The organism is Altererythrobacter sp. MTPC7 (assembly GCF_042851395.1).
Classification (GTDB): Bacteria; Pseudomonadota; Alphaproteobacteria; order Sphingomonadales; family Sphingomonadaceae; genus CAJXSN01.
The window spans coordinates 176,533-201,974 of record NZ_BTGS01000003.1; the positions used below are offsets into that span (position 1 = coordinate 176,533).

The following is a 25,442-nucleotide window of genomic DNA, read 5'->3' on the forward strand; positions in this document are numbered from 1 at the left end:
GGGTCAGCGGTCCTCATCGGGACGCCAGGCGGACACCACGCGCTCTTCGCGTTGGGTGCTTCGCTGGACCCCGTCCGTCCGCACGATCCGCACCACCCGCTGGCGATCCCCAAGCCGCAGTTCGGCGGCGGCGAAGAGCCGATCGACGATCATGTAGTTGCGCCGGATACGGTAATTGACGAGCTGACCGTCCCCTTCAGGTCCGATCACGAAGAGCGGCGGCATCTCGCCCTGGCCAATCCCGCGCGGGAACTCGATGAAGACCTGCCGCCCGTCATCGAAGGCGCGGCGCGGCCGCCAGGGCGCGCGGTCGCCGGTGATCCGGTAGCGGAAGTTGAGATCGTCGAGATCGACATTGCGCCCGATGGGAAGGCTCGCCTCTGCACGATCGTTCTGGCGCCGAAGCGCGATCAGGTCGTCTTCGGGGTATTGCCAGGATACGGAGGCCATATAGGCCTGCGGCGTCGCGCGCAGTTCGAGGTGATAGGTGCGCCGGTCGGTGTTGATGACGAGATTGGTCACGAGATCGGGCCGGGTCGGTTTCACGAGCACATGGATGCGGCGGCTGTCGCCGGAGCCACTTTCGGTATCGCCGATGATCCAGCGTGCTGTGTCGCCCACGGCGATCGGGCCGGCGCCGACGAGACTCTCACCCGTCTGTAGCGCGATGTCCGTGACCTGGCCGGGTGAGGTGTAGACCTGATAGAGCGCCCCGGAGCTGTAGGGATAGAGCTGGACGGCGTTGATGAAGCCGTCGCGCACCGGTTCGATCCGGGCGGCGGCATTGGCGTTGGTCACGCGCTCGGTCGGTTCCGCAGCTTCTGCCGGACGGTCGTCGGCATCGACCCGCATGAGCTGGCCGGGCAGCGGTAAAGGCTCGGGTGTCTCGACGATCCGGACTGGGCGCGCCGGTTCAGCAACCAGCGTTGCGGCGACCGGATCATCGTAGCTGATCTCAGGCGGTTTGAAGGTGGCGCACCCGGCCAGCATCGAACCGGCGAGAAGTGTAGTGATGGAAAGTCTGGCGGGCATGCAGGTTTTGCGTATGATGCAATCATTCATTGGGCGTTCTCCCTTGACCAGTTGATGGCGTGGACGAAGACGCCGAGAGGGTTTTTGCGGAGGCGGTCGGCGTCGCGGGGTGGTTGGACGACGACGCTGAGTATGCCGGTCCAGCGTTCGGTGACGGCGAGCTGCCCGTTCACGTAGCGGCGTTCGGTCCAGGCCACGCGGAAGCTGTTGTCAGAAGCCCGGATGACACTGGAGATTTCGGCGGTGACTTGGACCTCGCCGACGCGGGCGAAGGGATCGTTTTCCCGGGCGAAGTCGTTGAGCGCGACGGACCCGCGATCGGTGGTGAAATCGTAAGCGCGGAGCCAGTTCTCGCGGAGCACGATCGGATCGGCGGGAACCTCGCGGACGTTCTCAATGAAGCGTGCGAGGTGGAAAGCGATCTGCGGATCGGTTGGGCGGTAGTTGGCGGTTGCCGGTACCACGGCTTGGGCTGCCCCAAGTCTATCGACCTCGACCACATAAGGGACGATTGTGCCTTGGGTGGATTGCCAAACCAGCGCGAGGCCAAAGGTCGCTGTCGTGGCGAGACACCCGATGGCCATGAGCCGCCAATTGCGGGCTTGGACGCGGGCCGAACCCATCCGCTCGTCCCAGACCTGGGCGGCCTTCCGGTAAGGGGTCACGGGTTCGGGGGTCTTGGCGTATCGCACGCTGGTTCTCTTGAATTTCATGATCTCTCCGAAAGGCTGATGGCAGTGCCCGCGCCGCCGCCATCGCCGGAGCGGATGGCGTGGGCGGCAACGGCGGTGCCGTGTTGCAGGCTCTGCTGACGTTTCATGCGGCGCGCCCAGGCGGGCGGACCGTCATTGGCGGGGGTCGGCATGGATGACGGGGAATTGCTGAACTTGCCGCCGGTGGCTTCGAAGGCAGCGCGTGAGCCGGAGCGGTAGCTGTCGCCGACAGCGCGCTTGAGCGGGCTGACAGCTGTGTTGACTCCGGCCTGGCCGACTGCGGCCATGGCGCTCGCGGCTTTCCCGGCCGTGGACGTGCCCGAGGCTGCGCCGATCCCGAAGGCAGTCGAAGCACCGCCTGCAACGGCAGATCCACCGCGCAGGGCGGCTCCACCGGCGGCCCCGGCCATCTTCGCGCCCGCGAGACCACCTGCGACCACGCCGCCTGCTGCGAGGCCGGCACCGACCGCCGCGCCGGCACCGAGCTGCGGTCCGCCAGAAACGATGCCGTTGGCGATGCCGGGGCCGAAGATGCCGAGCGCGAGCAGCGAGAGCGCCGCGAGCACGACGGCCATCGCATCCTCGATGGTCGGTTCGCCGGTGAAACCGGCAGTGAACTCGCCGAAGATGGTCGAGCCGATGCCGACGATGACGGCAAGCACGAGCACCTTGACACCGGACGATATGACGAGCCCTAGCACGCGTTCGGCCATGAAGGCGGTCTTGTTGAAGAGGCCGAAGGGCACGAGGATGAAGCCCGCGAGCGTCGCCAGCTTGAACTCGATCAGCGTCACGAAGAGCTGGATCGCGAGGATGAAAAAGGAGAGCAGGACCACGATCCAGGCGAAGAGCAGGATCGAGATCTGGATAAAGTTCTCGAAGAAGGAGACGAAGCCCATCAGGTCAGCGATGGACTCCAAGATTGGTTGCCCTGCTTCAAGCCCGACAGCGGCGATCCGGCCCGGCTGCAGGAGCTCGCCCGCACCGATCGCGCCGCCGGTGGCGATGAGGCCGAGACCTGCGAAGCTCTCGAAGACGATGCGCGCGAGCGCATTCCAGTTGCCGATGATATAGGCGAAGACGCCGACGAAGAGCGTCTTCTTGACGAGGCGACCGATGATGTCGTCATCCGCCCCCCAGGCCCAGAAGAGCGCGGCGAGCGTGACGTCGATAACGATGAGTGTGGTCGCGAGGAAGGCGACATCGCCGCCGAGCAGGCCGAACCCGCTGTCGATATAGGTCGTAAAGACCTCCAGGAACCGATCGATGACGCCGACTCCGTCCATGACCTACTCCGGGTCCGAATTGTCGGTGGACGTGCCGAAGAAGCGGCGGCGGTTCTCCTCCCAGGCGGCCTGGCACTCTGTGTCGGCTTCAAGGGCTTCCGGGGTCAGCGAGCGGCAGTGTTGCAAGGTCTCACGCAACGGATCGTCCGAGACCACGGCGGGGCGCTCCATCCGTTCCACTTCCAACGCGCGCTGAAGTTCCATCGCCGCCATGAGCGCGGCAATGGCGCCCAAGGCGATGGCGATGGCTTTCAGCGTGGTCTCAGCGGTCAGCTTCATCGCGGCTTACCGGAACATCCGCACGGTGGTCGGCTCGTAGCCGGAGCCGTAATCGAGGAAGCGCGTGAGGTTCTCGCGGGCCTGCGCTTCGGCAGCTGCGACACGCGCGGCTTCGAGCGATTGCGCCCGGTTCTGCGCGGCGATGGCCGCCGTCAAGTCAGAAATCTGCTGGCTTTGCAATGCGAGGAGTTGATTACCGGCTTGGGTCGCCTGCAAGGCACCGGTCGCGGCCTGGCTGCGGCCGACGAGCGCCTGCATTTCGGTGCGGGCGGTTTCGATGTTGCCCACGACGCCTGCCTGCACCTTGAGGGCGTCTTCGAAACCGGCGACCGAAGTGCGCCAGCGATCCTGTGCGCCCGCGATCATGTCGTCGAAATCGCCGCGCGCGGCTGCCGCGCCGTAATCCTGGGTGAAGGCTTCGTCGATCGTCGCCACATCATGGGCGATGCGCTGTGCTTCGTCCAAGAGCTGCTGGGTTTGCTGCACCGAAGACTGCAGTCGCGACAGCGACGAATATGGCAGGCTCGCGAGATTGCGCGCCTGGTTGACCAGCATCTGCGCTTCGTTCTGGAGCTGGGCGATCTGGTTGTTGATCTGCTCCAGCGTCCGGGCGGCGGTCAGCAGGTTCTCGGCATGGTTGGTCGGATCGTAGACGATCCCGCCGAACCCGCCGCCGAAGAATGCGTGGGCGGGCGGCGCGGTCGCCGGGGTCATTGCGATCGCGCTCGACAGCAACAGGGCTGCGGCGGCGCGCCCTGCCAGTTTACGTGTCTTGGTCGTGAACATCAGTCTTCTCCTTGTCGTCGTTGGCTTCTGGGGTTGCGGATGGGGTGGCTTCGATCACGGCGTCGGAAGGACCGAGCAGTTCGGTCGCCCATCCGAGATCGCACCGGGCGAGCCAGGCGGCGGCAAAACCGTCACGCCCGTGTTTGTCGAGGATCGCGTCGATCGCGGCGTGGTCGGCTTTGGAAGAGGCCGCGGTAAAGGCGAGCGCGACTTCGCCGAGGCCGAGAGCGAAGAGCCGGTTGCCGCGGCGCGACTGGCAGTAATAGTCGCGTTTGGGCGTCGCGCGGGCGACGATCTCGATCTGTCGGTCGTTGAGCCCGAAACTGCGATAGGTCGCGGCGATCTGCGGCTCGAAGGCGCGCTCGTTCGGCAGGAAGATGCGTGTCGGGCAGCTTTCGACGATGGCGGGCGCGATGTCCGAGCCGTCGATGTCGGCGAGCGATTGGGTGGCGAAGACGACGGAGGCGTTCTTCTTGCGCAGCGTCTTCAACCATTCGCGCAGTTGCGATCCGAAGGTCGCGTCGTCCAAGGCAAGCCAGCCTTCATCGACGATAATGAGGCTCGGGCGTCCGTCGAGCCGCGCTTCGATGCGGTGAAAGAGATAGGCGAGGACGGCAGGCGCAGCGGCGGAGCCGATCAGCCCCTCGGTCTCGAAGGCCTGGAAATCGGCACTGCCGAGTGCTTCGTCTTCCGCATCAAGCAGACGGCCAAACGGTCCGCCGAGGCAGAAAGGGGTCAGTGCGCGCTTGAGATCGTTCGATTGCAGGAGGACCGACAGACCTGTCAGCGTGCGTTCTTCGATCGGGGCCGAGGCAAGCGAGGTGAGCGCTGACCAGAGATGATCGCGCGCCACCGGGTCGATCATCACCTCTTCGCGGGCCAATAATCCGGCGAGCCAGTCCTGCGCCCAACTGCGTTCGGCCGCGTCGTCGATCCGGGCGAGCGGTTGCAGCTGGACCGCGTCCTCTTCGTCCGACAGCGCGAGACCGAGATCTTCCCAATCCCCGCCGCAGGCAATCGTCGCGCAGCGGATCGATCCACCAAAATCGAAGGCGAAGATCTGCGCGTTCTCGTAGCGGCGAAACTGCAAAGCCATGAGCGCCAGCAGCACCGATTTGCCCGCGCCGGTCGGGCCGACCATGAGGGTATGACCGACATCGCCGACATGGGTCGAGAAGCGGAACGGTGTCGCTCCTTTCGTCTCGGCGTAGAAGAGCGGCGGGCCGCCCAGATGGTCGTTGCGCGCTGGCCCTGCCCAGACCGCCGAGATCGGGATCATATGGGCGAGATTGAGCGTCGAGATCGGCGGCTGCCGGACATTGGCGTAGAGATGGCCGGGGAGCGAGCCGAGCCAGGCTTCGATGGCGTTCAGCGTCTCCGGGATGCAGGTGAAGTCGCGGCCTTGCACGACCTTCTCGGCTAGCTTCATCTTGGCATCCGCCGCGCGTTCGTCCGTGTCCCAGACGGTGATGGTGGCGGTGACATAGGCCGCGCCGACGATGTTGCTTCCGAGTTCCTGCAAGGCTTCGTCGGCGTCGAGCGCTTTGTTATCGGCATCACTATCGAGGAGCGTCGAGGCCTCATTGGTCATCACCTCCTTGAGGATCGCCGCGACCGATTTGCGCTTGGCGAACCATTGACGCCGGATGCGGGTGAAGAGCTTCGTGGCGTCGGTCTTGTCGAGACAGATGGCGCGCGTCGCCCAGCGATATTCGAAGGCCTGCGCGTTAAGCTCGTCGAGTAGGCCCGGCCAGGTCGCGGTCGGGAATCCGACGATCGAGAGCGTGCGGAGATGCACCTCGCCAAGCTTTGGCGCGAGCCCGGTGACCAGCGGCTCGTTGGCTAAGTAGGCGTCGAGATGCATCGGGGTCTCGGGCACGCGGACGGATTGTCGCCGCGTCGAGATCGTCGAATGGAGATAAGACAGCGTCTCCGCGTCATCGAGCCAGGCGGCCTCGGGCATGAACCCTTCGAACAGACCGAGCAGCCGGTCCGAACGGGAGCGAAACGCCGCGACGTGTTCGTGTGGGTTGGCACCTTTGCTCGGCGCGTCCTCGAAGAGCCACCCGCTCGCGCGGCTGGTATCGTCCGCAGGCGGCATCCAGGTCAGCGTCAGGAAGTAGCGGCTCTCGTAGTGGGATGAGGCTTCTTCGAACTGCGCGCGCCGCTCCGCATCGACCAGCGCGGAGATCGGATCGGGGAACTCCGACAGCGGATATTCGCGTGCCGGGACGCGTTGCGCTTCGACAAACACCGCCCATCCCGAGCCCAAACGGCGCAGCGCGCTGTTGAGCCGCGCGGCGGTCGCGACCAGCTCGGCGGGCGTTGCGGAATCGAGATCGGGACCGCGGAACCGCGCCGTTCGCTGGAAGCTGCCATCCTTGTTGAGGATCACACCTTCGCCGATCATCGCGGCCCAGGGCAGGAAATCGGCGAGCAATGCGGCTTTGGAGCGGTATTCGGCGAGGCGCATCATCTCCTCACACTCCCATCCAGGTCGGATAACGGAGGTGACGGCGCGCGACATCGGCGATCTGGGCGTCGCGCTTTGCGGCGTAGACCGCGAGCATGTGCCCTATGGCCCAGAGGGCGAGCCCCACCAGCCAGAGCCGGAGGCCAAGACCCACGGCGGCCGCGATGGTGCCATTGGCGATCGCGATGGTGCGCGGTGCGCCGCCGAGCAGGATCGGCTCGGTGAGCGCGCGATGGACGGGGGCGGTGAAGCCGGGGATGTCGGTCGGGTCGCTCATACGAGGACGCCACCGCCGAATGAGAAGAAGGACAGGAAGAAGCTCGATGCGGCGAAGGCGATTGACAGACCGAACACGATCTGCACGAGCCTGCGAGCGCCGCCCGATGTATCGCCGAACGCAAGCGTCAGACCGGTGATGATGATGATCATGACCGCGACGATCTTGGCGACCGGCCCTTCGATGGATTCGAGGATGGCTTGAAGCGGCGCTTCCCAGGGCATGCCGGACCCCGCCGCTTCCGCTTGTCCGGTGGCGAGCAGGACAACGATCGCAGCGGCGCTGACATAGATGGGCCAGCGGGGATAGAGGAGATTGAGTCGGGTGGTCATGTGGCGGGTCCTTTCGGGTTGGTGAGAAGGGATTGAAGCGCGTAGTCGCCCTCGGCAGTCAGGCCGGTGACGCGGGCTAAGTCCGCGAGACGGCGATCGCTGCCGCGTCCTTGCAGGACGGCGAGAACGTCGATGGTCTCCGCGATCAGAGCGCGCGGGACCGTGACAACGGTTTCCTGGATGAGCTGTTCGAGGCGGCGCAGCGCGCCGATGGCCGAGCCCGCATGGATCGTGCCGATCCCGCCGGGATGGCCGGTACCCCAGGCTTTGAGAAGATCGAGCGCTTCGGACCCGCGCACCTCACCGATGGGGATTCGATCCGGGCGCAGGCGGAGCGATGAACGGACGAGATCGGACAGCGTCGCAACGCCGTCCTTGGTGCGGAGCGCGACCAGATTGGGCGTGGTGCATTGCAGCTCGCGCGTGTCTTCGATCAGGACGACGCGGTCGGAGGTCTTGGCGACCTCGGCGAGCAGCGCGTTGGTGAGTGTCGTCTTGCCGGTCGATGTGCCACCCGCGACGAGGATGTTGGCGCGGGACGCGACGGCTTCGCGCAGCGCGTCGGCTGCGACCTCATCCATGATCCCGGCGCGGACGTAGTCGTCGAGCGTGAAGACGGCGACGGCGGGCTTGCGGATCGCGAAAGTCGGGGCTGCGACCACGGGGGGAAGCAATCCTTCGAAACGTTCGCCCGTTCCGGGCAATTCGGCGGAGACGCGCGGCGCCTCCGCATGGACTTCGGCGCCGACATGATGGGCGACCAGGCGAACGATCCGCTCGCCATCGTCTGCGGTAAGCGTCGAGCCCGTATCGCAGAGGCCGTCACCGAGCCGGTCGACCCAGAGGCGACCGCACGGATTGAGCATCACTTCGACAACGGCGGCTTCGTCGAGCCAGGCCGCAATATCCGCGCCAAGCGCGGTGCGGAGCATGCGGGAACCGCGCTCGATCGCTGCTGATTTGAGAGTGTGGACGGTCATTCGCGGCCCCGCATCTGGTTACGGGGTCGATCAAGAAGACCGCTAAAGGATCATTCGCAACAGGTTTAAGGGCGTAGTAGTGCGGCGGCGTGTGAAGGCAGGGACATGCGCATTTTGCATGAAGTCGCGATGGCTTCAGGCAGTGGATGTAGGGTCTGGAATGTCCTCCGAGATTTCCTTGGTCAGCGTTTTCCCCTTTGCGAGTCGCCGCCCAACTGCCTCAACGAACCTGTCATAGCGTTCCTTGCCCGATGCCTGTGCGGCCTCCCGCATCTCGTCAGGCAATGGCGGTGTGGTCGTCAGCCAGAACTTCACGAACAGCGCCATCGCCTCATTGCCGATGGATTGGTCGCGCTCCAGGCGTTCGATTGCGCGGGTAAGTCGATCCAGGCGCCGGACGATTGCGGCCTCCCGCTGATCTGCGCCATCGGGCGACAGAAATGCGGCGAGCGCCGCCTCCACGATTTGCGATTTCGAGACCTTCCGGCGGGCGGCCAACGCCTCAAGTTCACCCGACAGAGCCGGATCGAAATACACATTCAGTCGGTCTTTCTTCACGGCCACCTCCTAGAGCTCGATCCCGTCATCGGGATCGAGCGAGGCTTGTCGTGCGACGCCGCCGAACCGGTCGCGCATGGCTTTTGCGCGCTGTGCATCGTCTTCCGGTTCGTCATCGAGATCGGCGAACTCACTGCGCACCGGTGCCGGTTCGGGGGCGATGTCTTCATGTTCCGGAAGGTCGGGCTGTCGCCGAATACCGCCATCGGCGTCGTCGCTCGATGCTTTCCGTTTTTTGGGAGGCGGCGCTGCGATTGGTTCGCGACTGCTCCAATCGTCTGCCGTGCTGCCGACCGCCCCAGCTTGCGCGTCGCGATCCGGTGGCGGCGCGATCCGGGCCTTGAACTGCGGGTCGGCATAGTAGCGCGCCTTCTCTGCGCGGACCGGTGGCGCACCGGAGACCAGCACGATCTCGTCCTTTGGCGGGAGCTGCATCATTTCGCCCGGGGTGAGCAGCGGTCGGGCTGTTTCCTGACGAGACACCATCAAATGCCCGAGCCACGGCGAGAGCCGATGCCCGGCGTAGTTCTTCATCGCCCGCATCTCGGTCGCCGTGCCGAGCGCGTCGGACACCCGCTTCGCGGTGCGCTCGTCATTGGTCGCGAAGGCGACACGGACATGGCAATTGTCGAGGATCGCGTTGTTCTGACCGTAGGCCTTCTCGATCTGGTTGAGGGATTGGGCGATCAGGAACGCCTTGATCCCGTAGCCCGCCATGAAGGCGAGTTGGCTCTCGAAGAAATCAAGCCGTCCGAGCGCGGGGAACTCGTCGAGCATGAGCAGCATGCGGTGGCTGCGCTCAGCGTGCAGGTCTTCAGTCAACCGCCGACCGATCTGATTGAGCACGAGCCGGATCAGCGGCTTGGTGCGCGAGATATCTGATGGCGGCACCACGAGATAGAGTGTCACCGGCCTGTCCCCGGTCACGAGATCGTCGATCCGCCAGTCGCAGCGGCGCGTGACTTTTGCCACGACCGGATCGCGATAGAGCCCGAGGAAACTCATCGCGGTCGAGAGAACACCGGAGCGTTCGTTCTCGGATTTGTTCAGAAGTTCGCGTGCGGCTTGGGCGACGACAGGATGCGGGTGGTCTCCCAGATGCGGGGTTCGCATCATGGCGGCGAGCGTCGACTCGATAGGCCGCTTCGGATCGGAGAGGAAGGCCGCAACACCGGCGAGCGTCTTGTCAGCCTCGGCATAGAGCACATGCAGGATCGCACCGACCAAAAGCGAGTGGCTCGTCTTTTCCCAATGATTCCGGCGTTCGAGCAATCCTTCGGGATCGACCAGGATGTCGGCAACGTTCTGGACGTCCCGCACCTCGCTGTCGCCGCGGCGCACTTCGAGCAGCGGATTGTAGGCGTCCGAATTCGGATCGGTCGGATCGAACTGAAGCACGTGGCTGAATCGCGACCTATAGGTGGCCGTCAGCTGCCAGTTCTCGCCCTTGATATCGTGGACAATCGCCGAGCCTGGCCAGGCCAGAAGCGACGGGACGACCAGACCGACACCCTTACCGGAGCGCGTCGGCGCGAAGCAGAGCACATGCTCGGGTCCGTCATGCCGGAGGTAGCGGGACTGGTAGCGCCCGAGGACCACACCGTCATCGACGAACAATCCCGCCTCGCGCATGTCGTTCTCTGTCCCCCAGCGGGCGGAGCCGTAGGTGGTCACATTGCTGGCTTCGCGGGCACGCAGCACGGAGAGAAAAATCGCGATCCCGACGGCAGCGATACCACCGGTTCCGGCGATGATTGCGCCTTCCATGAAGACGCGCGGCGCATAGGCGTCGTACCAGTACCACCAGACGAAGACGCTCCACGGCGCGTAGATCGGCAGACCTAAGATGGTGGTCATCGGTTCCCCCAGTTGGGACTGAAAGCCGAGTCGGAAAGCCACCCATTGCGTCGCGGCCCAGACGAAGAGCAGCGTAACCGTCGAGACGATGAAGATCTGACCCCAGAGGATGGCGGTGGCCGGTGATGCGTGTTTCTTCGAGGTCATAGAGGTCTCCGGGATCAGATCGAGAGGCCGCGCTTGCGGCCGAGCGACCAGCCGATGCCGCCGCCCGCCGTGACGGTGCCCGAGACGGTCTGGCCGAGATGCTTTTCGAGCTGCGGCTTCCAGGGCACGAGCTCGAAGCCCATCCCGTCATCGATCATGGCGAAGCGGCCCGAAGCGAGGTCGAGGCGTTGCTTGTAAATGCCCGCAACGGACTCGCTGTCATCGGACTTTCGAAATGGCAGGCCGGTCTCGTCGGTGATTTTGCTCGCAGCTTTACCGAGATCGCGCTGGCGCAGTGTCTTCAGGAGATCGCGTGCGAAGGTGACGCGCTGACCTTGCCGCGTCGCGAGGCCCTGGCCGATCAGGTGCTCCGCGCGTTTCACCAAAGCGTCGCGGACCTCGGCTCCGAACCCGCTTTGCGCCAACGGCGCGCGGGTCTTGGCGAGCGCCAACCGGTCGGCCCATGTGGCACCATCGGCCTCGACCTGCTTTTCCAGCGCAACGTCCGACCGCCCGACCAGAGCCAGGCGTCGCGTCCCTCCATCCTTCCCGGCCCAACTCCGCGTCTCAACGATCCCGCCGAGAGGAGTGTCGCCTGTGAGATCGAGATCGCGGAACCGCAGGTGATGGAGACGTCCGTCGACTCCGTCGATGATCGCATAGGCTTCACCCGAGAGTTCGTTGTGCAAGCCGCGGTCGACCAGCTTGCCGAGGATCGAATTATCCGGTTGCCCCTCGATTGCGAAGTCGGACTGCACGCGGGCCTGACCGCGTGTCTGTCCGCTCAGGGCGCGGTGCATCGTCTTGATGATGTCACCGCGCACGGCCATCTCGCGCAGTGTGTCTTCCATCCCCGGTTTCAATTGCCAGACCGTTGGTGCGAGCTTTTCCGCAAGCCCAAAGCGTTCCAAAGTTTGCGCGCGCCCGGTCATGCGACGCTTGAGATCTTCGTCGTCGAGGTCGGGCGCGCCGGGCCGCAAGTCGGCGACACCGAGCGTGTCATTGGCATAGGACCGCAAGGCCCGATCCAGACCGGTCCAGCGTTCGGCCTTCACTTCCGCATCAAGACCGGCAGCGATCTCCTTCTCACTGCGCGGTCCGAGTTCGAACTCGACCAGTTCTTCCGCCCGCCCACGCAGACCGCGGCTGATATAGTCCCGCGAGATGACGAGGTCTTTGCCATCATCGGCTTTGCCGCGCACCAGCACATGGACATGGGGATTGTCGGTGTTCCAATGATCGACCGCGACCCAATCGAGTTCGGTGCCGAGATCGCGCTCGGCTTGGGCCATCAGATCGCGGGTGAAGGCCCGCAGGTCTTCCATCTGGCCCGCGTCTTCCGGCGAGACGATGAAGCGGAAATGATGGCGGTCGTCTTCGGTACTGGCGACGAAAGCGCGGTCGTCTACCCGCTCGTGCTCCTTGTCGAACATGCCCGCATCGCGACCGTCCTTGGTGACGCCCTCGCGCTTCAGATAATCGAGATGCTTGGCGAGCGGTGCGGACCGGAACTTCTGACCGCGATGCCGGACGATCCGTGCGTTTACCACGACCCGGCGCTGCGTCCGTGCGAGGCCGCGTGAGACCCTGACGAAGCGTCCGCGCCCGAAAGTCGAACGCCCGGCACGCCCGCCGCTCGTCCTGAAATGATTGCCGGTATGCCCCGCCTTCTTCGCGGCGCGCATGACCTGTCCGACGAAGCTCTTCGCGCGCTTGGCCGACGGACCCTTGTCGCGGATGCGCCCGGGCTTGATGCGAATGTCGTTCTCACGCCGGCTCATGCGGGTGCCTCCCCAAAGTAAGGCATGGCACGGTGAAAGGTGTATGTAATCAGGGGGATAGCTGTAAGCGCAGCACTATTGCCAAGTTCGCGACACACAAAAACCTCAACAACAACAATGCCGTAGACGCCTCGCGCGTCCGGCCTTTTATCTTGCCCTCCCACCGTTGATCCCTGCTGCAATCTTCCTTCTGCCGCATTCCATACGAGGCAGCATGACAAAACGGCGCGGACTGCGAATGAGCCGCTCATTGATCTGTCTCCGTTGATCTGGAAACGAAAAGCGGGTTGGCCCGCTCGTTTTGCGGTTCGTTGGGATGACTCTCCGACGATTGGTTGACGGAGCGGCGGCGACCGTCCCTTCGGTTGCTCTGCTGCTGATTGTCTGCAGAAGAAACGGGCGCGAAGAGCGGGGCTTCCTGCCACCGTGCTGCGGAAACGGTGCGCGTTGCTTGCAGTGGAACTGCACCAGAGAAACCAAGTGCGCGTGACAGCGATGCCATGTAGTGGCGCGTCTCGCGCGGCAATGGGCGCCCGGTTCGAATATGTTCGGCGTATCGTCCGGGACCGGCATTGTACGCCGCAAGAAACCCCGGCGCGCCGAACCGGTCGTACATTGCGCGCAGATAGGCGGTGCCCGCGAGGATGTTCTCGCGACGGTCGAACGGGTCCGACCCGAAGCCATGATCGGCACGCAGCTCAGCCCAGGTGCTCGGCATGATCTGCATGAGACCCATCGCACCAGCGCTGCTCACAGCACGGGGATTGCCCGCACTTTCGGCCTGCATGACGACGCGTATCCAGTGCTCCGGGATGCGGAAACGCTGCGCGGCTTCCGCGATGTAGGTGTCGATGTCGGAGGTCGGGGCCGTGGCCTCGGCAGTGCGCGAAACCGTATCCCGCGCGTCTGCGGTGGGCGGGCTGGCGCAGCCGGAAAGCGCGAGGATCGTCGCAGAAGCCACGATGAACCGACGGCCGGAAGGAGGGAGGATTGACATTCATCAGCCCTCCCGGGTCCAGATCGGGACGGCGCGGCCGACGATCGCGTCACGTGGCAGCGGCCCGAAATAACGACCGTCGAGGCTCGCTTCGGTGTCGGGATTGAGGAAGAGAATCTGATCGTCCGTGAGCGTCTGGCAGCCCTGCCAACTGGGCAAGCGCCGGTCAAAACGGTCGCGGAGCTTTGCGTTCGCGACGGGCGATCCATCGACGGTGATGGTGACGCCAATGCGACAGACACGTTGTCCAGGAAGTGCGACGACATGCTTGATGAGCGGGACGTCCGCGCCGAGATAGCCGTGCTCGAGAAGCCAGTCGCCGAGCGGCGACGGCGGTTCCAGAACGACTAGGTCACCGACCCTGGGCGTATCGATGGACCGCACGGCATAGAAGCCGATTGGCACACTTGCCGACGCATTCCAGACGAGGACCGGATTGGCGCGGATGACCGCGGAGAGCGCGATCAGGGTAATGCCGAAACCGCCGAGGATGAGCGATGTACGTGCGCGTCTCATGCCGCGAGCGCTCGACGTTTGAGCCAGGCATCGTGTCGGAACGGCGTATAGCGACGTGGCTCGAGATTGCTGGCTAGGCGGTTGTGGACATGCCGCCAATGGTCGGGACAGACGTCTTCGGGCGCGATGCTTTCGGCCTCGACCTGGTCGGTGGCGAGCAGCACGGCTTCGACTTTCGGCCAGCCGGAAAGGCGCAACAGACTGATGCCGCCGGGTGTCACGAATGGTACGGTGGAGAAATGCTCGCCTTGGCGCGGCGCTTGCAGAATGTCGATCCGGCTTTCGACCGTCCCGTAGTCGTTCGACGCCCAGCGGATGAACGCGAAGATAGAGCCGGGATGGAACCCGACCATGCGTTGGGAACGGCTCGTGGTCGTCTCTTGGACGATCCGACCGAAGCGCAGCCAACGCTCGATCTGACCCTCGATCCAGGTCAACTGAACAGTCGTGCGGGCGCTCACCGGCGTTTCTCGCGGCTGTAGGCCGGTGAGATCGCCGCATGGCGTTTGGCAGGCAGAACGATGTCGCCGGTGTCTTCGGAGGTGGACCGGCGATCGCCTCGGCTGACCCAGGCCTGCAGGTCGTCGACTGCGTAGACGACGCGGCCGCCTATCTTTGAATAGCTTGGGCCGGTCCCGTAGGTGCGATGCTTCTCAAGCGTTCGACCGGACAGGCCGAGAAAACGCGCGGCTTCCGGAGTTCTGAGATAGCGCGGCGGCAGGCCGGCAGTGGGATCGGGCATGATAGACTCCTCTGGTCATCGCGGCCCGTCGCGGAATGCGCTGGGCGGTCGATGGACAGAGAAGCGGAGAAGTGCCCGTGAGGGGGATGACGAAGGTTGCGGAAGGAAATCGTCACCCCCGAAAAACACGGGAATGTGGGTGCTCAGATGATGTTTTTCAGAATGGAGTGTCGTCTTCCGATTGCGGACGGCTGCTCTCGATCCGTTTGATAAAGGCCAGGGAGGAAAGCACGCAGTCGATCAGAAACTGTGCTTCTGAGACTGAGAGCAAGTCGTTGTCGTGCGCGAAGGAGCGTTTGTTGCGCGCGTCATTGAGCGCTTCGAAGAGCTTATGCTGCACTCGAAGTGTCGGTAAAGCGAACTCGGTGACTTCTCTGTTGTCGCGGAGCAATTTGCCGTAAGCGCCGAAGATCGCGTGGAGGGGCGTCCTTGCCTCGACGGGGTGGCCGCGTTCGGAGAGCAAATGCCGGAAGCGTTTAACGCAGTAGGTATGCACACGGTCAAGTGCGACACCGGGCTTCTCGGCGACGAGATCGTTTGCAATGGAGGCGCGCAACTTCGGCAGCGTGGTGTCGCGCGAGAAGTCAGTCAGCGCATCTTCGAGTTTCATCGTGGATGCAGTTTCAAGCTCATTGGTGTACCGATCGAGCCAGGCTTTGAGCCTTGCCTCCTCTTCCGGATCGGATTCTTTGTAGTCAGGAAGCTCGCAGCGATAGAGCCAAAGTGCGTGTAAAACCCGCGCGACAAGGCGTGGTTCGGTGACTTCAACGAACCCGCGTAGCGTTTTTCCCTTGCTATGGCCTTCGGCTTGGAAGCGTTCCTGAAAGATGTCTAGGTCAAAGGTTTCTTCGAACCATTCGGCCATTGTGCAGTCAGAAAAGTCGAGGACATAGCCCCCGCCACTGTGAAATATTTGGTCAAAGACCATGCGCGCTTTGGACGGCAAACGCCGTGAGCGCCCCATTATACGGGCATGATCTTCTAGCGCTTCGATGTCATTCTGCATGCTCCGAAACATACCGGAAACACAGGTCTTAACAAGTTGATGTTCTTACTTTGTTTTACCATGGAGCAAATGTCGGTGACCTTGGTTGGTCAGAATCCGTCCATAAGTTGCGAGACGCGCCACTTGTGCTTTCAATGAGCTGGTCTTCCAAGGATCAACACTGACGCGAGCCGCGCCGAAATAAGCGACCGCGATCTCCTGGAAGCGGGCTCCGGATCGCCGCCCGTCATCCGTGCGGAGGGCTTGGGCGATGCGTTTTCTGCGCTGCGCCGTGAACCATCCGCGTGTCTGTTGGCCTTGCATGGCGGCGTGAAGACGCCGCGCCGTTTTCATTCTGATCGACCAATTTGCTTCGAGTGGGATGAGGACCCCAAATGGTCTATCGGCGGTGAGCGCGACGTCGGATACGACGACAAAATCAGGTCGCAGACATGTCCAGTATCGGCCTTTGCTACCTCGTTGGACTTCTAAGATCAGCCCATCGAAAGGCAAAGTTTGCGCTTCGTTGTCACGTAATGCGGAAACTATCGTGCTGACGGCTGGCGCAACTGCCGGTCGCCAAAAGAGACGCGTGTCAGTTGCCTTTAAGTTCGGGTCGACGGGGAAATCGCAACCCCCAGTCTGACGCTTCGATGTCCGTCATCGTTGGATATGCCGCTTTGTAGCGCGGGTTGCGTCTAAGGCACTCCCAGGCAAGGCCTGAAGCATCGAGTTGTTCGATGTAATCATAGCTGGATTCGTCTCGCCAATTCGTCGGCATGTCCGCTCTCCCACTGTTAAGCGCCGAGCGTCGATCGCTGAGGACCTAGCAATATGCTCGCGTTAAGCGGGAATTCGTAGGGGAGCTGGCGGCATCGAGTGATGCGGAACGCGCATCGCCACGCAGAGTGCAGGGTGGCGTGTTAAGCCTTGGTCAGCAGCTCATGATACCCATGTTGTGCGACCCAGTGGGCTCTCACCAAATGACTATCGTGCACGTGGCGCGCCCGTTCCGGTTCATCATCAACCTCGATTCCAAAAAGATGATGAGTGATTTCAGAAAGCGCGGCACCGTCGGCTTCAGCATCCAAGAGGCGCGCGTAAAGCTTCAATTGAGCACGATCATATTCCGTGATGGTATCGCTTTCGGGTGGTGTATCGACGAGCTTTTGATTGATTTGATCTGTCATCCCGTCCCCCTGGGCGGCGTTGCGCCCAAATGGTTAATGCCATCTTTGCGCGGTCTGGCGCAACAGTGGCCCAGCCGAGAGGACGCTTTCGGACAACGGCTCCCCTGAATCTGAGCTCCTTTTCGAGTATTATAATACGTCGCACTAAAATACGCGATAGGTCTTTTGTCGTCGGATGGATATCCGGCAGACATTTGGGAACAATCTCAAGCACTACAGAACTTTAGCAGACATGAGCCAAGCGGCGTTGGCGGTGAAAATGGGCGTGGACCGAGCCCATGTAAGCTCGATGGAACGGGGTCAACAGAACGTCACGATCATCACGCTTTGGCATGCGGCTCTTGCGTTGGATGTTAAGCCGGATCTCTTGTTGAAAGAAGATATTCCAGACGGGACCTAGTCTTGCGACGGCAGCCTACCCAAATGTCTGGAACTCGGAGAAATTGAGCTTCCGTGGAGTTTTCACTAATGACCGCTTTGCTCTGGTACGCCTTCGCCAAAGCCATCCTTCATTAGAGCTTCCAACATGGGACAGGCCGCAGTGCCGTCGTCGCATTTCTTAGATAGGCTCAAGAGCGCCTCCCGGAGGCGTACCAAGTGCTCAATCTTAGCGTCTATCTCACCCAAATGGTTCTCAGCCATGATTTTCACTTCACCGCATGATCGGTCATTCTGCGCGGTGAGCGATAAAAAGGTCCGTATGATTGAAATCGGGAAACCCAGATCGCGGCAGCGGCGAACGAACCTGAGTTTCGCAACTTCATCAGACGAGTAAAGCCGACGTCCGCCTGCGGAGCGCACCGGCTTCGGAACAATCCCCTCACGTTCATAGTAACGGATCGTTTCGATATTCACGCCGCTTTGATCCGACGCTTTGCCGATTGTGAACATTTCGCTTGCTCCTGTAGTGGCTACAGGAAGTAGAAAAGCAAAATGGACATGAATGCAAATCAACTGCCTGTAGCAGAATCTGGCGTTGCTGCCGGGCTTGTGATGCCCTTCGCAGCACTTTTAGCGCTGTTGTCGGCGTCGTGCTGTGTTTTGCCTATCTGCCTTTCGATAGTGGGCCTTGGCGGTGCTTGGCTCACTATTCTTGGGCCATTCATTGCCTACCGCGAGTTCATCCTTTTCGGAGTTGCGATTGCTCTCGTTTGGGCTTGGTATCGGGTGCTTCGTCGCAAGCCATGCGCAACGCGTGGGCAGTCTGCAATGGTATGGACTTCACTCGCATCCATCGCCTTCTTGGTCGCATTGTCTTCGCCCCTGTGGGAGCCGTCAGCGCAGCGTTTCATGTGGGATTTGTGGAGATCGATCTGATGAAGAACAGACTATTGGCGCTCGGGGTGGGCGGCACGATCTTGGCCATCCTCTGTTGCTTCACGCCTTTGCTGCCTGTCTTGCTAACAGCGGTTGGCCTGACTGGCTTACTTGGGGTCGTTTACAACGATGCTGTTTTGCTGCCGATCTTGGCAGGATTTCTTATACTGACGGGGTACGCGGTATGGCGACAGAAGACGCAAAAGTAGCCTTGGAATCTACGCTCACTTGTCCGTCTTGCGGACACGTAGAAACCGAGACTATGCCAACAGACGCGTGCCAGTGGTTTTATGATTGCAAGGGATGCGGCACCGTCCTGAAACCCCTGCCGGGAGACTGCTGCGTCTATTGTTCCTATGCAACGGTTCCATGTCCACCAATCCAAGAAGGCAAGTCCTGCTGCGCATAGCCGCCATTCAGACATCGCGCAGCATCAATCAATTTGGGCTCGAAGCCCCCCTCTGGCGCGCTGCCGATCCGGCGTCACAAACGAAAAGTACGCCCCGCCCGGGAAACCGGGCGGAGCGATGGGCGGCTCATTCGCCGTTCTTGCGGCGAGCCCGGGACCAGATGAGGCTGAACGTTTCCTCGCCGCCTTCGATGACGGTGTCGTCGAAAAGGTTGGCGTAGATGGGCTGGGTGAAGCTCGGATCGTCCAGCTTGAGGCTCAGATAATCGCGGTCCTCGTTCGAGCGCTTGGACCAGGCGGCGCCGATTTCGGCGCGGCCGACGAAGACCCGGTGGGAGGGGGCGTTCTCGCCATTGGTGCTGTCCTCGGGAACAATGCGGACGTTCTGCGCCTGCACGTTGAGGGTGACGATTTCTCCGACATACTCGTTGCCGGTCTTCTTGAAGGTTCCGATGGTTGCCATGTCAATTCTCCTATTGGCTTTCGATCCCGCGCCCGTCGCGGTCTCGATGGCGATCGTCAGGACCGGGACGATCCGCCGACGCAGCCCTTGGCCCGCAGCGCTAGCGGAGGACGCCGGGGGCGGACTTTCTTGGACCCGTGAGGGTCGTCCCGCGAGGAATGGCCTCCGGCCAGGGGAAGAAAGTCCGAACCCGGCGTTGCGGCTGAGGCGGTCGAGGCGTCAGCCGATCCCGGTCAGATCAGCCGTTGGAGAGACCGCAGCGGGTGCGGGTGACTTGGGCATGGGAAGAGAAATGGCCGCCAGATTCGGACCGGGCAATGCACCGGCACCGCTTGTCGCGTGAAGACAGGCTGTGTCGTGTAGAACGGCGGAGATCAGTCGCGTCGCTGATTACTGCAGGTGGATGAGAACGCCGTCTCCCAAGCGCTTCGTCATTCTGCTCGAAGTTTCGGTTCTGGTCCAAGCGTTCGATCGACCACACCCGCGACACGCCTCGATCTGGAGAGCTTCTTCAACCAATCGCGCAAAACCACGAGACTTTACACCGTCGCTGACGGTGTGGGTTCATCGGTCATTCGCGAACTGTTGCCTGTAGGTGCTCTGGGAGCGATGTACATTGTCCTCCCCCGGCGGCCCGGCGAGGCTTGCGATCCGCACCCAGGCCGTGCCCGCGACGACAATCCCTCCGATGATGGCGAAGGCCAGCGTCCAGCTTTCCGACGCGCCACCAATCTGAGAAAGCCCCTTGATAGCCGAAAATCCGGCCACACCTGCGGGTGCTGCATAGAGGCTCGCTATCAGCAGCCTCACGGGAACCGACTGCACCTTCGCGAAGACGATCTGTCCGATGATGAGCGTGAAGGCCCCTGCAAACATCGCTGCGACGAGGGCGGCCAAGACGCCTGCCTCCGTATCGTAAACATACATTCCGACGGTGACAGCGACGAAAAAAGGAAGCGCGTAAACGGCGAGACTGAAAAGCACATAGACGAGGAAGCCAAGTCCAACGATGCTTAGAAAGGCGGATACAAACATGGGCGGTCTCCTCTTATGAGCTGCGCTCCCACCACCGCCATTGCGCTGCCAAAGCATAGCATAAATGCGCTGATCGCGGAATATCCCCGGACAGCGCATCGCGATGCCTTGAAGGCATCATGGGTCATGACGACCCGCCTTTCTTCTCCCGGAAATCGTAAAGCGGAATGCCGAGGATTTTCGCCTTGTCGGCGAGATTGTCGGAGATGCCGGAGCCCGGGAAGACGATGAGCCCGATGGGCAGCGTGTCCAGAAGCTGATCGTTGCGCTTGAACGGTGCTGCCTTGCCGTGCCGGTTCCAGTTCGGCTTGAAGACGATTTGCTGGCATTTGCGGTTGTCGGCCCAACAGGCCGCGATGCGTTCAGCACCCTTGGGTGAACCGCCATGCAGCAGCACCATGTCGTCGTGCTTGGCTTTGACCTTGTCGAGAGCCGTCCAGATGGCCTGTGTATCCATGACATCCTGACCGCCGGTGAAGGCGATCTTCGTGCCGGTGGGCATCAGCGGTTCGAGGTCGGTTTTCCGCTTGGTGTCGAGATAGTCGCGGCTGTCGATCAGCGCGGCGGTCATATGCTTGCGGTTTCGCTGTGAGCCGGAACGTGGATGCCAGGTCTGGCCAATATGCGCTTCGAAGAGCTCGGCGGCGAGATCGCGCATGCTGTCATAGGCGTTGCGTCGCTCCGTCAGCGTAATGCCTTCGGCGGTCAGCCGTTCCAGTTCGACCGAACGGACTTCGGAGCCGTCCTGCTGACGTTGGCTGCGTTTCTGGGCCTGCTCGTTGTCGTCGAGGGTGCGGTCGATACGGACCGCCATGCGGTGGAAGACATTGGTGGTGGACCAGAGCAGGTCTTCGAGATCGGGTTCGAGCCGCGTATCTCCGAGAGCGACAACAAGTGCGTCGAAGACGTCAGTCAGCGCGCCGTGGACGATATCTGCTTCCGGCAAAGGGCGCGGATCGGGCTCGCCCGAGAAGGGCCGGTGGCCGAAGAGCTGGAGTTCGTCGAGCACCAGGGCGGTGGCTGAGCGGGTTTGTGGATCGTGCAGGGTCATGGGGTTGGGTCTCCTTCGCCTCGTGACCGCGCCCCGCGCGGCCTTCATGGGCGACGGGCAAGCGGCGAGCGACCGGGCTTGCACCGCCGACCTCAGGCGGCGGCCGGAGCGCAGCGGAGGATGGCGAAGGCGGCGCCGTTTTGGATCGCGATGCAAAGCCGCGCTTGCGCGGCGGCGGAAAACGGTGTCACCGCAGCCATTGCCGGACCGGGCGGTCTCCGCTCCGTCTCGCCCCTCTCAGGAAGGCCGTGGGAGCGGCTCTCGGATGTGGTGAGGCGATCGCGGTTCTGCACGACCGTTGCTCCCGTGACGGTCAGCTTGTGACCGCCTCCAGGAGCTTTGGCACATCGATCGGTGCGAGCTGTGACCGCAACTGCGCCCTTAGGTTGTCCAACCCAAGACGGCAAAGATCGTCGTTGAAGTCGCCCTGCACCGGATGGAGCGGGATCGTCTCGATCCCCATCGGCAAGATGCGTTTTTCCAGGATCGCAGCGGCCTCGCGTCCGGCGGGGTCTGCATCGACGGCGATGTAAAGTCTGTTCAGGTGTTTGGGCGGATCGAACGCGGCCAGATGCGCACTGGAGAGTGCTGCAGTGACAGGAAGTGAAGGGATAGCCACGCGCAGCGAGAGCATCGTTTCCAGCCCTTCGCCCACCGCCATGACCTCGCGGGCCTGTCCGATGCGCACGGCGTATCCGAGCAGATTGCCCATGGCTTTGCGGTTCGGATCGAGCGGGGCCTTCGTGGCCGTTTTTGGATCGAGCCACGTCCGATGGACACCGGTCAGTGTGCCAGCCTCGTCCGTGACCTTTGCGAGCAAGGCGGGCCAGGTTTCCGGCGGACCACATCTCGGCTGACCTTCGTGCCAATAGTAGCAGCTTGGATGGAATCTCAGCGCGCGAACTGACTGCAGGCTGCCGATCCCTCGAGCGGCGAGATAGCGTTCGACGAGTGTTCCGGCGATGGATTGACCCATCGCCCAAAGCCGTCGTGCCGCTTCCGGTGAGCCGGTCGGCGCTCTCGCCACCGGAGCACGTGACGGTGGATCGGATTTCGGGAGACTGAGAAAGCGGCGTGCCTCGTCCAGCGTGTCGCCAAGGGACGACAGATTGAGATTGGCTGCGATGAGATCGAGCAGGTCGCCATGCTCGCCGGTGGCGGCGTCGGTCCATTTGCCAGCGGATCCCTTGCCGGAGGATGGTACCGTGAGGCGGACATAGAGGCTGCGTCCCGGCGCATTGTCGACATCGCCGACGATCCAGTAATTGCCCTGTTTGCGGCCATTGGACAGATAGTGCCGGCATACGGCCTCCGCGTCACGACCGAGGCGCTGCGCAATTTCCGCTGCTGTATTCGACATGAGAATCTCCATCGGTTGCGCACGAAAAAGGGGCCCGCCGTTTCCGACGGACCCCAGTTGCGAGGAAGTTGGGGGAGCCTCTCCCTCGGTTGGTGGTCACCCGTGGCGAAGGCGGCCTCGGCGACAGAAACATCATCGCCGGAAGCGGCACGATCGACCATCGACCTAATGCCGCCGTTCGCCTGTCCTTGCGCGATCACTCAGCGGCTTCGAGCGGGACTGCCTGTTCTTCGGCATCATCGTTCTCCGCCTGCGGCTCGACATCACCGTTATCGATGATCTCGAACTCCGGCTCGTCGGGCATCTCGACCAGGGGCGGGGTGCGCAGCGGCTGCGGGAGCCAGTCGGTGCCCGCGAGCAGTTCCTCGGCGGCGGCGACCATATCGGGCTTCTTGAACCCGGCGATGCGTTCGGCGTCTTTTTCGCCCTTGGCCTCGCGCACCGCAGCGACTATCTGCGCCTTGGTCACGCGGCCGAGATAGCTCTCCGCCGTCGGCGACCAACCTGCCTTCGCCATGTCCAGACCCAGCGTTGCGGCTAGGACATCGGCATGGGCGAGTGCACGCGGTTTGCGGTAATGCGGTTCCTGCACCGCGTTCACGGTCATCGACACGCAATGCGCGAAGAGCGCGTCGCGGCTGTCACTATCCCATTCGATCAGCGCATCCCACAGGTCTTCCTGCGCTTTCGGCAAGTTGGCCGCCCAGGTCTCGATCCGCTGGTCAATCCCCTGTGCATAGGACGTGTCTCCGAGACCGTCCGCCTGCGCACCAAAATGCGTGGCTTTGGGCGTGATCTCGATGCAGCTGTCTTGGCCGTAATGGTAGAAGAGCTGCAGGACCATCGTGTGCAGACAGGCGAGCATGGCCAGTTGTGGATCACCGGCCAGTGCATTGCGCAGCGCGATGGTGCGGTGGACGGTCAGGTCGCAGACGAGACGGTCGGAGAGCGGCTTGGTGCCGTCATCGTCTTCCTCCTCGTCAGGATCGACGGCCGGCTCGTCGCTGTCAGCAATCGCATCATCCACGGCCGGATCACCGCCCGCGTCGGAAGCCTCGTCGGTTTCCACCGCCGGTTCGTCTTCGGCTCGAACATAGCCGCGCTCGACACGCAGATTGCCAGAGCTGTCGATGCTGACGAACGCGCCCGCGATGGCATAGTCATCCGCCTCGAACCGGATCGGGCGATCCTGCAGCGCTTCCATCGCAGTCTCGATTTCGCCGAGCCGGGTGTCGACCTCTTCGGGGAGTTCATCCGCTTCGGCATAGTCGTCTTCGAGCTTTTCGTACTCGGCCTTGAGCGAGGTATAGGAGGCTTCCTCCTCATCGCTCATCGGCTCGGCCTCGCCGCGAATGCGTCGCAGGTCGTAGGTGTGCCCATAGGGAAAGTCGGGCGCGACCTCGATCCATTTCCAGCCTTCGGCCCGGATCGCCTTGGCGTCTTCGTTGAGCTTCTCCGACACCATGGTTTCGAGCAGCGCGGCATCCTGCAGCCAGCCGCCATCGTCGGTCTGGAAGAGATCGCGCAGGATCTCGCCGCCCGCCTCGACATAGTTGTCGAGACCCACGAATTGCGCCCGCCGGTCGGAGGCACGCACGGCGCCCTCGGTCAGCATGCGGCGAATCTCGTAAGGCTGTTTCGAGTAGTGCTGCTTCAGTGCCTCCCAGACCTGCTCCTGGCGCTCGTGGTCGGGGTTGACCGTGAAGGCCATCAACTGGTCGAGGGTCATTTGCTCCTCGGCGTAGGCGTCCAGAAGCGCTGCCGATACGGCGGCGAGCTTCAGCCGCTGTTTAACGACACCGGCCGAGACGAAGAACGCCGCGGCGATTTCTTCCTCAGACTTGCCCTTCTCGCGCATCGCCCGGAAGGCGCGGAACTGATCGAGCGGATGCAGTGGCGCGCGCTGGACGTTCTCGGCGAGGCTGTCTTCCTCGGCCAGACCATCGGTCCGCACGATACAGGGCACGGGTGCGGTCTTGTTCAAGCGGCGCTGCTTCACCAGCAGTTCGAGCGCGAGAAAGCGGCGGCCGCCCGCGGGGATTTCGAACATCCCGGTCTCACCGCCTTCCTCGTCCAGCACCGGTCGGACGGTGAGGCTTGCCAGTAGCGTGCGCCGGGCGATGTCTTCGGCCAGCTCTTCGATCGAGACGCCGGATTTGATCTGCCGGACGTTCGACTGGCTGAGCAGCAGCTTGTTGAAGGGGATGTCGCGCGAGGCGCTGAGGGTGATCTTCTTGGACTTGGTCATGAGACTTCTCCGCGACGGGCGATTAAGAGACACTCTCTCGATCTTTCAAACCCGTCACGAAGGCCACGGCCCACCTCTCCCTCTAAAGGAGCGGCGGGCCGCAACTATTCTCCCGGGCGTGCCAAATCCGAACCCCCCGGGCCGTGCGCGGTACTCAGCGCAAGGCTTTCCAGAAAACGACCTTGTCGTCGCCCGCGTCCCAGAAGTCGCGAATGCGGGCTTCCTCGCTGTAGCCGTTCTTCGCGTAGAAGCGGCGCGTCAGCGTAAACGCGTCGGTCCCGGAGGTATCCGCGATCAGCACACGGACGTCTTGCGTCCGCAACTGATCCTCAAGCGCCTCCACGAGCGCGCCGCCGACGCCGTCGCCCTGATGGGCAGGACGCACGGCGAGCGCGAGCATGTTCCAGGTGCCGTTGGTCAGATCTTCTGGAACTGCGTAGCAGAAGCCGACCGGCGTTCCGGCCAGATGGGCCGTCAGCCAGAGCGCATCTGCGTCGCCGCCGAGAAAGCCGGACACCATGTCCGGGAGCATCTCGCCGGGGAACAGTTCGGTTTCGTCCGCCGCGAGGCGGAGCGCCGCAATGTCGTCGGAGGTGGTTGGTTGAACAGTGATATCTGTCATAGGTGT

31 protein-coding genes are annotated in these 25,442 nt (G+C 62.8%); 4 read left to right on the forward strand and 27 right to left on the reverse strand.

All coding sequences use genetic code 11. The annotated features are described in order from the left end of the window. Positions 1 to 3 precede the first annotated feature (3 nt). From trbG to ACGHJ7_RS04220, 20 genes are all read right to left on the reverse strand, one after another. Positions 4 to 1,062, reverse strand: coding sequence for a P-type conjugative transfer protein TrbG (gene trbG / locus ACGHJ7_RS04125; RefSeq protein ID WP_017516412.1), 1,059 nt, complete (start codon positions 1,060 to 1,062; stop codon positions 4 to 6). Then, on the reverse strand, positions 1,059 to 1,745 hold the full coding sequence (gene trbF, locus ACGHJ7_RS04130; protein ID WP_025829577.1) for a conjugal transfer protein TrbF: 687 nt from the start codon (positions 1,743 to 1,745) through the stop codon (positions 1,059 to 1,061). Before trbF ends, trbG begins: the two co-directional genes overlap by 4 nt. Next, a complete protein-coding gene (gene trbL, locus ACGHJ7_RS04135) occupies positions 1,742 to 3,031 on the reverse strand; it encodes a P-type conjugative transfer protein TrbL (protein ID WP_099170562.1) in 1,290 nt (429 codons plus the stop codon). The genes trbF and trbL overlap by 4 nt, the downstream gene beginning before the upstream one ends. 3 nt (positions 3,032 to 3,034) lie before the next feature. Beyond that, positions 3,035 to 3,310 carry a putative entry exclusion protein TrbK-alt gene (gene trbK-alt, locus ACGHJ7_RS04140; RefSeq protein WP_025825443.1) on the reverse strand — a complete coding sequence of 92 codons (276 nt, stop codon included), beginning with the start codon at positions 3,308 to 3,310 and terminating at the stop codon, positions 3,035 to 3,037. A gap of 6 nt (positions 3,311 to 3,316) precedes the next feature. After that, positions 3,317 to 4,096 carry a P-type conjugative transfer protein TrbJ gene (gene trbJ / locus ACGHJ7_RS04145; RefSeq protein ID WP_390474741.1) on the reverse strand — a complete coding sequence of 260 codons (780 nt, stop codon included), beginning with the start codon at positions 4,094 to 4,096 and terminating at the stop codon, positions 3,317 to 3,319. Next, positions 4,074 to 6,572 carry a conjugal transfer protein TrbE gene (gene trbE / locus ACGHJ7_RS04150; RefSeq protein ID WP_390474743.1) on the reverse strand — a complete coding sequence of 833 codons (2,499 nt, stop codon included), beginning with the start codon at positions 6,570 to 6,572 and terminating at the stop codon, positions 4,074 to 4,076. The genes trbJ and trbE overlap by 23 nt, the downstream gene beginning before the upstream one ends. 4 nt (positions 6,573 to 6,576) lie before the next feature. Continuing rightward, positions 6,577 to 6,846, reverse strand: a complete 270-nt coding sequence (locus ACGHJ7_RS04155; RefSeq protein ID WP_081533694.1) for a VirB3 family type IV secretion system protein — start codon at positions 6,844 to 6,846, stop codon at positions 6,577 to 6,579. Beyond that, the gene (locus tag ACGHJ7_RS04160) at positions 6,843 to 7,178 is read right to left on the reverse strand and encodes a TrbC/VirB2 family protein (RefSeq protein ID WP_390474745.1); all 336 of its coding nucleotides are present in this window, start codon (positions 7,176 to 7,178) and stop codon (positions 6,843 to 6,845) included. The genes ACGHJ7_RS04155 and ACGHJ7_RS04160 overlap by 4 nt, the downstream gene beginning before the upstream one ends. Then, complete coding sequence (gene trbB, locus ACGHJ7_RS04165) at positions 7,175 to 8,158, reverse strand: P-type conjugative transfer ATPase TrbB (protein ID WP_173994990.1); 984 nt, start codon at positions 8,156 to 8,158, stop codon at positions 7,175 to 7,177. The genes ACGHJ7_RS04160 and trbB overlap by 4 nt, the downstream gene beginning before the upstream one ends. 135 nt (positions 8,159 to 8,293) lie before the next feature. Next, positions 8,294 to 8,716 (reverse strand): CopG family transcriptional regulator, encoded by a 423-nt coding sequence (locus tag ACGHJ7_RS04170; protein WP_173994992.1) that lies wholly within the window; start codon positions 8,714 to 8,716, stop codon positions 8,294 to 8,296. Between the two features lie 9 nt (positions 8,717 to 8,725). Then, a complete protein-coding gene (locus ACGHJ7_RS04175; protein WP_173994993.1) occupies positions 8,726 to 10,720 on the reverse strand; it encodes a conjugal transfer protein TraG in 1,995 nt (664 codons plus the stop codon). Between the two features lie 14 nt (positions 10,721 to 10,734). Next, entirely contained in the window at positions 10,735 to 12,501 is a 1,767-nt protein-coding gene (locus ACGHJ7_RS04180) for a DUF3363 domain-containing protein (RefSeq protein ID WP_173994994.1), read from the reverse strand. A 247-nt stretch (positions 12,502 to 12,748) separates the two neighbouring features. After that, a complete protein-coding gene (locus ACGHJ7_RS04185; protein WP_390474748.1) occupies positions 12,749 to 13,462 on the reverse strand; it encodes a lytic transglycosylase domain-containing protein in 714 nt (237 codons plus the stop codon). A 39-nt stretch (positions 13,463 to 13,501) separates the two neighbouring features. Beyond that, positions 13,502 to 14,014: a S26 family signal peptidase gene (locus tag ACGHJ7_RS04190; protein WP_173994997.1), complete on the reverse strand. Its 513-nt coding sequence runs from the start codon at positions 14,012 to 14,014 to the stop codon at positions 13,502 to 13,504. Beyond that, complete coding sequence (locus ACGHJ7_RS04195) at positions 14,011 to 14,475, reverse strand: DUF2840 domain-containing protein (RefSeq protein WP_173994998.1); 465 nt, start codon at positions 14,473 to 14,475, stop codon at positions 14,011 to 14,013. Before ACGHJ7_RS04195 ends, ACGHJ7_RS04190 begins: the two co-directional genes overlap by 4 nt. Beyond that, entirely contained in the window at positions 14,472 to 14,756 is a 285-nt protein-coding gene (locus ACGHJ7_RS04200; RefSeq protein WP_173995000.1) for an AlpA family transcriptional regulator, read from the reverse strand. Before ACGHJ7_RS04200 ends, ACGHJ7_RS04195 begins: the two co-directional genes overlap by 4 nt. A 157-nt stretch (positions 14,757 to 14,913) precedes the next feature. Beyond that, the gene (locus ACGHJ7_RS04205) at positions 14,914 to 15,762 is read right to left on the reverse strand and encodes a hypothetical protein (RefSeq protein ID WP_173995002.1); all 849 of its coding nucleotides are present in this window, start codon (positions 15,760 to 15,762) and stop codon (positions 14,914 to 14,916) included. 45 nt (positions 15,763 to 15,807) lie between these two features. Beyond that, complete coding sequence (locus tag ACGHJ7_RS04210; protein ID WP_390474751.1) at positions 15,808 to 16,254, reverse strand: DUF2285 domain-containing protein; 447 nt, start codon at positions 16,252 to 16,254, stop codon at positions 15,808 to 15,810. Between the two features lie 82 nt (positions 16,255 to 16,336). Next, complete coding sequence (locus tag ACGHJ7_RS04215; protein ID WP_376909585.1) at positions 16,337 to 16,522, reverse strand: transcriptional regulator domain-containing protein; 186 nt, start codon at positions 16,520 to 16,522, stop codon at positions 16,337 to 16,339. A 142-nt stretch (positions 16,523 to 16,664) separates the two neighbouring features. Continuing rightward, positions 16,665 to 16,931: a DUF2285 domain-containing protein gene (locus ACGHJ7_RS04220; RefSeq protein ID WP_173995006.1), complete on the reverse strand. Its 267-nt coding sequence runs from the start codon at positions 16,929 to 16,931 to the stop codon at positions 16,665 to 16,667. A 175-nt stretch (positions 16,932 to 17,106) separates the two neighbouring features. Here ACGHJ7_RS04220 and ACGHJ7_RS04225 point away from each other — a divergent pair, with 175 nt between their 5' ends. Continuing rightward, entirely contained in the window at positions 17,107 to 17,331 is a 225-nt protein-coding gene (locus tag ACGHJ7_RS04225; protein WP_173995008.1) for a helix-turn-helix domain-containing protein, read from the forward strand. Positions 17,332 to 17,396: 65 nt separating this feature from the next. Here the strand turns inward: ACGHJ7_RS04225 and ACGHJ7_RS04230 are convergent, their stop codons facing one another. Further along, on the reverse strand, positions 17,397 to 17,822 hold the full coding sequence (locus tag ACGHJ7_RS04230) for a helix-turn-helix domain-containing protein (RefSeq protein ID WP_173995010.1): 426 nt from the start codon (positions 17,820 to 17,822) through the stop codon (positions 17,397 to 17,399). 102 nt (positions 17,823 to 17,924) lie between these two features. On the opposite strand from ACGHJ7_RS04230, the gene ACGHJ7_RS04235 reads away from it, so the two are divergent. The 3 genes from ACGHJ7_RS04235 to ACGHJ7_RS04245 are packed head-to-tail and all read left to right on the forward strand — an operon-like array spanning position 17,925 to position 18,657. Beyond that, the gene (locus tag ACGHJ7_RS04235; protein ID WP_390474807.1) at positions 17,925 to 18,248 is read left to right on the forward strand and encodes a mercuric transporter MerT family protein; all 324 of its coding nucleotides are present in this window, start codon (positions 17,925 to 17,927) and stop codon (positions 18,246 to 18,248) included. Next, positions 18,146 to 18,457 (forward strand): mercury resistance system transport protein MerF, encoded by a 312-nt coding sequence (merF, locus tag ACGHJ7_RS04240; protein WP_390474754.1) that lies wholly within the window; start codon positions 18,146 to 18,148, stop codon positions 18,455 to 18,457. The genes ACGHJ7_RS04235 and merF overlap by 103 nt, the downstream gene beginning before the upstream one ends. Further along, complete coding sequence (locus ACGHJ7_RS04245; RefSeq protein ID WP_236762391.1) at positions 18,433 to 18,657, forward strand: GDCCVxC domain-containing (seleno)protein; 225 nt, start codon at positions 18,433 to 18,435, stop codon at positions 18,655 to 18,657. Before merF ends, ACGHJ7_RS04245 begins: the two co-directional genes overlap by 25 nt. A gap of 127 nt (positions 18,658 to 18,784) precedes the next feature. Here ACGHJ7_RS04245 and ACGHJ7_RS04250 read toward each other — a convergent pair whose 3' ends face one another. The 6 genes from ACGHJ7_RS04250 to ACGHJ7_RS04275 all read right to left on the reverse strand — a co-directional run bounded on the left by ACGHJ7_RS04250 (position 18,785) and on the right by ACGHJ7_RS04275 (position 25,436). After that, entirely contained in the window at positions 18,785 to 19,120 is a 336-nt protein-coding gene (locus tag ACGHJ7_RS04250; protein ID WP_173995016.1) for a DUF736 domain-containing protein, read from the reverse strand. 564 nt (positions 19,121 to 19,684) lie between these two features. Beyond that, on the reverse strand, positions 19,685 to 20,155 hold the full coding sequence (locus ACGHJ7_RS04255; protein ID WP_173995018.1) for a hypothetical protein: 471 nt from the start codon (positions 20,153 to 20,155) through the stop codon (positions 19,685 to 19,687). A 124-nt stretch (positions 20,156 to 20,279) separates the two neighbouring features. Further along, positions 20,280 to 21,206: a DUF2493 domain-containing protein gene (locus tag ACGHJ7_RS04260; RefSeq protein ID WP_236762392.1), complete on the reverse strand. Its 927-nt coding sequence runs from the start codon at positions 21,204 to 21,206 to the stop codon at positions 20,280 to 20,282. 313 nt (positions 21,207 to 21,519) lie between these two features. Further along, positions 21,520 to 22,566 carry a toprim domain-containing protein gene (locus ACGHJ7_RS04265; protein WP_173995020.1) on the reverse strand — a complete coding sequence of 349 codons (1,047 nt, stop codon included), beginning with the start codon at positions 22,564 to 22,566 and terminating at the stop codon, positions 21,520 to 21,522. 196 nt (positions 22,567 to 22,762) lie between these two features. Continuing rightward, positions 22,763 to 24,814, reverse strand: a complete 2,052-nt coding sequence (locus ACGHJ7_RS04270) for a ParB/RepB/Spo0J family partition protein (RefSeq protein ID WP_390474758.1) — start codon at positions 24,812 to 24,814, stop codon at positions 22,763 to 22,765. 154 nt (positions 24,815 to 24,968) lie between these two features. Further along, positions 24,969 to 25,436, reverse strand: coding sequence for a GNAT family N-acetyltransferase (locus ACGHJ7_RS04275; RefSeq protein WP_173995023.1), 468 nt, complete (start codon positions 25,434 to 25,436; stop codon positions 24,969 to 24,971). Positions 25,437 to 25,442 lie beyond the last annotated feature (6 nt).